Raw genomic sequence first — 7,013 nt, 5'->3', positions numbered from 1 at the left:
ACCTCTTGTATCTAAAAATGAAGATTTTGATTTCTAGACTTTCCATAATATAAAAGAAGTTATTAAACAGATTTATCATTTCCTGAACCAAGAAATAAAAAAAACGGTAAAGTACAATTACAATCTAGGCTTATTTACTATTTCGAGAAAACTATAAGGAAATATAGAGATGATACCCAAACGTTTTTCCGAACTATTCATAGTAATAGATAAAGAAAATGTATTCAATAAAAAAGGCTGTGAATAAAATGGATTTAACAGGAAAAACAATTTTAGTTACTGGTGGAACAGGCTCTTTCGGAAAAAGATTTATAAAAAAAGCACTGGAACTTGGTGTAAGCAAGATCATTGTTTTTAGTCGTGATGAGTTAAAGCAATACGAAATGGCTCAAGAGTATACCGATTCGCGTATTCGTTTTTTTATTGGGGATGTACGTGATAAAGCTCGTTTATATCGAGCATTTGCTGGGGTCGATATTATAGTTCATGCAGCTGCTCTGAAGCGTGTAGGTGCATGTGAGTACAACCCGTTTGAAGCCATTAAAACAAATATCTATGGTGCTCAAAATATTATTGAAGCTGCTATAGATTGTGGTGTAAAACGTGTCATTGCTTTAAGTACAGATAAGGCTGCCTCTCCAATTAACTTATACGGTGCAACAAAATTAGCATCAGATAAACTTTTTGTTGCGGCAAATGCTTATGTAGGGAGAAAGAATACAAGATTTTCAGTAGTACGTTACGGAAATGTGGTAGGCAGCAGAGGCAGTGTAGTGCCATTTTTTAAAAGCATAAAAAAAACTGGAAAAATCCCTATAACAGATGAACGTATGACACGATTTTGGATAACACTTGATCAGGGGGTGCAATTTGTTCTTGATAATCTTCAACGAATGAAGGGCGGAGAAATTTTTATTCCTAAAATCCCTAGCATGAAAGTAACAGACTTGGCCAAAGTAATTGCACCTGAATGTAAAATTGAGTTTATAGGCATCCGTCCAGGAGAGAAACTTCATGAGGCTATGATAACTGAAGATGATGCCCGACATACTTTGGAATTTGAAGATTATTATATCATTCAACCAGAATTCAATTGGTGGGATAAAGCAAATATAAGTGGAGGCAAGCCGCTTCCAGAAGGTTTTAGTTATACGAGCGACAAAAATGAGCATTGGTTAACAAAGAACGAGTTAAAAAGATTAATTAGTGAATAAGATAAAAGAACAACTTAAATATATCAAAATAATATATAAGGGAGCATTAATAATCATGAAACATCTTTTAGCGCTTCATGGAGGAAAACCCGTACGCGATCATTATTTGCCATACGGCAAGCAATCCATTGATGAAGATGATATCCAAGCAGTAATAGACATTCTAAAAAGTGATTTTATTACAACCGGTCCAACAATAAAACAATTTGAAAATCAAGTGGCAGCATATGTAGGTGCAAAATATGCCGTAGCATTTTCAAGTGGAACAGCCGCCTTACATGGAGCTTGCTTTGCAGCGGGGATATCCACTGATGATGAAGTCATCACGACATCGATGACGTTCGCTGCCAGTTCTAACTGTGTCCTTTATCAAGGTGGTGTACCGATATTTACGGATATTAAATCCACTACTTATAATATTGATCCTGCGCTAATAAAAGATAAGATTACAGATAAGACAAAAGCAATTATACCTGTACATTTTACAGGACAACCAGTTGAACTTGAAGAAATTTCAAAAATTGCCCAAGAATATAACCTAACAGTAATCGAAGATGCAGCTCATGCATTAGGCGCTACTTACAAAAAGAAAAAAATTGGTTCAATTGGCGATATGACCATGTTCAGTTTTCACCCCGTCAAACATATTACAACAGGCGAAGGTGGAATCATTACAACAAATAATGAAGACTACTATCAAAAACTTCTGCAGTTTCGAACACATGGAATCACCCGTCATCCTAACACCCTAACTGAGAATCATGGTCCTTGGTACTATGAAATGCAATTTCTTGGCTATAACTATCGGATGACAGATATCCAAGCCGCTCTTGGATTATCACAACTGCAAAAATTAGATTCTTTTATTGCTAAAAGAAAACAATATGTAGCAATGTATGATGAGGAACTAAAAGATTTACCTGAAGTTATTCTTCCAAAACAATTAGAGCATGTTGATTCAAGTTGGCATTTGTATATCATTCAGTTAAATTTATCAATGCTGAAAGTTGACCGAAAAGAAATCTTTCAAGCGTTAAAGCAAGAAAATATTGGTGTCAATGTTCACTACATTCCGGTTCATTTACAACCCTATTATCAAAAATTAGGTTACCAAAAAGGAATTTGTCCCCATGCCGAAAAATTATATGAAAGCATCATTACTCTACCATTATTTTCAGAAATGAGTGAACAAGACGCTAATGATGTCATTCATGCAGTTAAAAAAGTAATAAATTTTTATAAAAAATAAATGAATAAAAAGGTGATGAAATGAAAGTTGCTGCTATTATTCAAGCTCGAATGGGATCAACTAGGCTTCCAGGAAAAATCCTGAAGAAAGTTCTTGATAAAACACTATTAGAATATCAAATTGAACGAGTAAAAAAAGCAACAACAATTAACCAAATTATTGTAGCTACTACTACAAAGCTCAATGATAATCCAATCATTGAGCTTTGTGAGCAACTTTCTGTTCCTTATTATCGTGGATCAGAAGATGATGTATTATCACGCTATTATGAAACTGCAACGAAATTTTCTGTGGATGTTGTAGTTCGATTAACTTCAGATTGCCCCATTATCGATCCTGATATTATTGATAAAGTAGTTAGTTGCTATTTAAAGCATCAAAATAAATATGATTATATATCTAATACACTAACCCGTACGTATCCAAGAGGACTAGATACAGAGGTTATGCCCTATCGAATTTTAAAACGAACATATGAAGAAGCCAATGAACCCTCATATCGTGAGCATGTGACTGCTTATATATATAACAACCCTGGGAAATTTAAAATGTTAAATGTCCAACATGACTTAGATGAAAGTAAACATCGCTGGACTGTTGACACGAAAGAGGACTTTATTCTTATTAAAAAGATTATCACAAGATTATATCCAGTTAATATCCAGTTTTCTTTCATCGATATTTTAAATTTATTAAAACAAGAACCAGATTTGTTTTATATTAATAGTCATATAGAACAAAAGAAGATAGGGATGTAAATCAAATGAACATATTCATCCGAGTAGATGCTTCTATAGAGATCGGAACAGGGCATGTTATGCGATGTTTAACCTTAGCAGAAGAGCTAAATAATCAAGGACATCAGATAGCTTTTATATCTAGGGAATTGGACGGTCATATGTGTAACTTTATAAAATCTCAGGGACACACAGTATATATGTTACCCAAAATGAAACTAGTGAACAATAATTGTAATATCGCTCATGCTCACTGGCTTCAAACTAACTGGGAAATAGACGCACAACAAACAATAAATATTATAAATCAGAACATTTCCCCTGTTGATTGGCTTATTGTAGACCATTACGCATTAGATAAAAAGTGGGAAGAAAAATTGAAGGAATTCACTCAATATATAATGGTTATAGATGATTTAGCAGACAGATTACATATGTGTGATGTACTGCTTGATCAAAATTATTATACAAATATAGACCAAAGATATAAGGAATTAATCCCTAGGAATTGTATAAAATTATTAGGTCCAAAATATGCATTGCTAAGATCCGAATTTTTAAAAGAACGAAAAAATTTAAGAAAAAGAACAAATATCCTTAAAACAATACTCATATTTTTTGGGGGAAGTGATCCAACTCATGAAACATCCAAAGTAATCAAAGCTCTAGAAGCAATGGACTGTAAACAACTTCTTATTCATGTAGTGATTGGTCAATCAAATCCTCAAAAAGACCTCATCCAAAATTTATGCAAAAAACATCCAAATATGGCCTTCCATTATAATATTGATTATATGTCTCGATTAATGAATGAAGCAGATCTGGCAATATGTGCTGGAGCTTCGACAACTTGGGAAAGATATTGTTTAGGGTTACCTGCACTATTAATCTCAGTGGCATATAATCAAATTGAAATATGTAAAGCAGTGGGAAATTTAGGTATTGATTTTTATATTGGAAAATCTGAAGAAATCTATGAGAAAGATATTAATCATGCAATTGAGGTTGTTAAGAGCGAGAACTTTGATTTAGAAGCATCTTCTAAAAAGGCATTAGAAATTGTAGATGGTTTTGGGAGAATACGCGTAGTATCCGAGATTTTACAATATTAAACGTTAAGGAAGATATTATGAACATTCTATTATTAGGATCTAAATGTAATAATTTGTACAGTTTTCTTAAATCATCTGGAGATAGTGTTGTTTTCTATGAAAATAGAATAGACATTCACTCACCTATTCTTATCAATATTGACTTTATTGTCAGCTATGGATACAGATATATGATTCCTCCTTCCATTATTGAAAAATTTAATAACAAAATTATTAATTTGCATATATCTTATCTTCCTTGGAATAAGGGTGCTGATCCAAATTTATGGAGTTTTCTTGAAGATACACCTAAAGGGATTACAATTCATTATGTAGATAACGGCTTAGATACAGGAGATATTATCGCTCAATTGAAAGTTCCCTACAAGGAAAATGATACATTAAAAACCTCTTATGATAGACTATGCCAAGAAATAGAACGACTTTTTATTGAGAATTGGGAGTTAATTCGTTCTGGAACAGTTCCGAGGAAACCACAACCTCCTGGCGACAGTTATCATAGATTAAAAGATAAAGAAAAATATTTACATTTACTCACTGATGGATGGAATACGTCAGTGAAAGATATAATAGGTAAAGCAAAAATGAATGGTTAGAATGGTTAGAAAGGAGAAGATAGAATGAAAGAAGTTGAGATTAATGGAAAAAAAATAGGTCGTAATCAACAACCATTTATCATTGCCGAAATGTCTGGAAACCATAATCAGTCATTAGAACGTGCATTACAAATCGTTGAAGCTGCAGCAAAAGCTGGAGCACATGCTCTAAAAATTCAAACTTATACAGCTGATACTATGACACTTAATATAGATAACAAAGATTTTAAAATAGAAGATGCAAACAGCTTATGGAAAGGAAACACACTTTATAAACTATACCAGCAAGCTTACACACCTTGGGAATGGCACAAACCTCTCTTTGATAAATGCACAGAACTAGGTATCATCCCGTTCAGCACACCATTCGATGAAACAGCAGTGGATTTTCTAGAATCTCTAAATGTCCCTTGTTATAAAATTGCTTCTTTTGAAAATACCGATATCCCCCTAATCCGCAAAGCTGCCTCTACTGGCAAACCGATTATTATCTCTACAGGTATGGCTACAATTTCAGAATTAGATGAGACCGTCAAGGCTGCTAGAGCAGCAGGGTGTAAAGACCTTATTTTGTTGAAATGTACAAGTACGTATCCGGCTTCTCCAGAAAACACCAACATTTATACAATCCCTCATATGAGAGAATTATTTCAATGTGAAGTGGGATTGTCAGATCATACATTAGGAGTGGGAGCTGCAATCGCAAGTGTTGCAATGGGTGCGACTGTAATCGAAAAGCATTTCACTTTATCTAGGGCTGATGGAGGAGTAGACTCCGCATTTTCAATGGAACCAGATGAACTAAAATCTCTTGTTATTGAAACAGAAAGGGCATGGAAGGCACTAGGGAAAATTTATTATGGACCGACTAATATGGAAAAAAGCTCATTAAAGTTTCGACGTTCTCTATATGTGGCACAAGATATGAAAGCTGGGGATGTTTTAACAGTTGAAAATTTAAAAGCCATTAGACCTGGGTATGGTTTGGCACCAAAATACCTTCCTATTTTACTAGGAAAGAAAGTGAAAAAAGATGTTGTTAAGGGAACACCTGTAAATTGGGATTTGATTTAACGAAAAACTACTTAAATGGAAAAGCAAACTTCCTGTCTCTGTAAATCAAATTTTCCACATGAATCTCACCATTTTTTTACCTATGAAGCATTTTCTATTAGGGGCTATTATCATGTTTTGTCAAATAGCTCCTCTTTCATTTTATATGGTTGAAAAAGCCTCTAAACAACTCTCTATCTGCAGCCGTTCTACGGATCTTTAAGAGTCACAATTACCAATTTAATCTTTTCCTTCTTTTCATTGATGAAAAGATTATAAAATCTCTTTATTTTGACAAGCTACCGATAAATTACGCGCTTTTTCCAAAATTTCACCGCGATTTATTGAAATTTTTTGTAATAATTGTAAGATGCTCTGGCTACTCACTTCTTTCAGAATCCATCCCCCTTTATATTTTCTTATTTGCTCCGCTGGTGCTCCCATATCAAATGCAATGACCGGATACCCTGAAAACATAGCCTCATTGGTTGTATAAGAAAATGTCTCCGGACATATAGAAGAAGTTATAACGATAGCTATTTTATGTATTGCCAAAATATTAGAAATTTCCTTATTATCATATGGTCCTGTTACAATAAAATGTCCGCTTGGGCTGACAAATCTTCTTTTATGCCTGTCTGTTAACCCAATTACTTTTATACAAACAGGCAGTTTCCTCCTTTCAATTTCCATTTTTAGTCTATATAAAATATGCGACCCTTTATTTTTGTGCATATTTCCTACAAAGGCAACATTAAGCTTTTTTTCACTTGCAAATTCAGGAGTATATGTATAGTGGATATTAGGAGATAAAAGATGCTCCTGTACATCTATAGCAATGTTAGGGAAATGTTTTTTTACAATTTCTTTTGTACTGTTGCTTGGAGCGATTACCTTCTGAGCATTTGATAAAAAAGATTCAAATGTTTTTCTCCAAGTTTGAATATCTGTTTCCTTTCCTCCACTCAAACACGCCATACATATATTCACATCTGTTTCATTATTGCAGTAAGGACCATTCCTTTTAATCAAATTAACGAGAGGGCATATAC

The 7,013-nt window shown here is 33.7% G+C and carries 7 protein-coding genes; 6 read left to right on the top strand and 1 reads right to left on the bottom strand.

All coding sequences use genetic code 11. The annotated features are described in order from the left end of the window. Nucleotides 1–248 precede the first annotated feature (248 nt). From pseB to pseI, 6 genes are read left to right on the top strand one after another with little or no spacing between them, the layout of a single operon-like run. Nucleotides 249–1,214, top strand: a complete 966-nt coding sequence (gene pseB / locus V7183_RS18550) for a UDP-N-acetylglucosamine 4,6-dehydratase (inverting) (RefSeq protein ID WP_335360409.1) — start codon at nucleotides 249–251, stop codon at nucleotides 1,212–1,214. Nucleotides 1,215–1,269: 55 nt separating this feature from the next. After that, nucleotides 1,270–2,463, top strand: coding sequence for a UDP-4-amino-4,6-dideoxy-N-acetyl-beta-L-altrosamine transaminase (gene pseC, locus V7183_RS18545; RefSeq protein WP_438825183.1), 1,194 nt, complete (start codon nucleotides 1,270–1,272; stop codon nucleotides 2,461–2,463). Nucleotides 2,464–2,483: 20 nt separating this feature from the next. Continuing rightward, nucleotides 2,484–3,221 carry a glycosyltransferase family protein gene (locus tag V7183_RS18540; RefSeq protein ID WP_335360408.1) on the top strand — a complete coding sequence of 246 codons (738 nt, stop codon included), beginning with the start codon at nucleotides 2,484–2,486 and terminating at the stop codon, nucleotides 3,219–3,221. Nucleotides 3,222–3,226: 5 nt separating this feature from the next. Continuing rightward, on the top strand, nucleotides 3,227–4,312 hold the full coding sequence (pseG, locus tag V7183_RS18535) for a UDP-2,4-diacetamido-2,4,6-trideoxy-beta-L-altropyranose hydrolase (RefSeq protein ID WP_335360407.1): 1,086 nt from the start codon (nucleotides 3,227–3,229) through the stop codon (nucleotides 4,310–4,312). Nucleotides 4,313–4,329: 17 nt separating this feature from the next. Then, nucleotides 4,330–4,908: a formyltransferase family protein gene (locus V7183_RS18530; RefSeq protein WP_335360406.1), complete on the top strand. Its 579-nt coding sequence runs from the start codon at nucleotides 4,330–4,332 to the stop codon at nucleotides 4,906–4,908. A 24-nt stretch (nucleotides 4,909–4,932) separates the two neighbouring features. Beyond that, on the top strand, nucleotides 4,933–5,982 hold the full coding sequence (gene pseI / locus V7183_RS18525; RefSeq protein ID WP_335360405.1) for a pseudaminic acid synthase: 1,050 nt from the start codon (nucleotides 4,933–4,935) through the stop codon (nucleotides 5,980–5,982). Between the two features lie 252 nt (nucleotides 5,983–6,234). On the opposite strand, the gene V7183_RS18520 is transcribed toward pseI, so the two are convergent. Beyond that, nucleotides 6,235–7,013: glycosyltransferase (locus V7183_RS18520; protein ID WP_335360404.1), on the bottom strand; the 779-nt coding region annotated here is incomplete at its 5' end.

The sequence above is a fragment of the Bacillus sp. JJ1127 genome (assembly GCF_036965845.1).
Classification (GTDB): Bacteria; Bacillota; Bacilli; order Bacillales; family Bacillaceae_G; genus Bacillus_A.
Note: the sequence above shows the minus strand (reverse complement) of the source record. Positions and strands in the feature narration are given on the sequence as shown.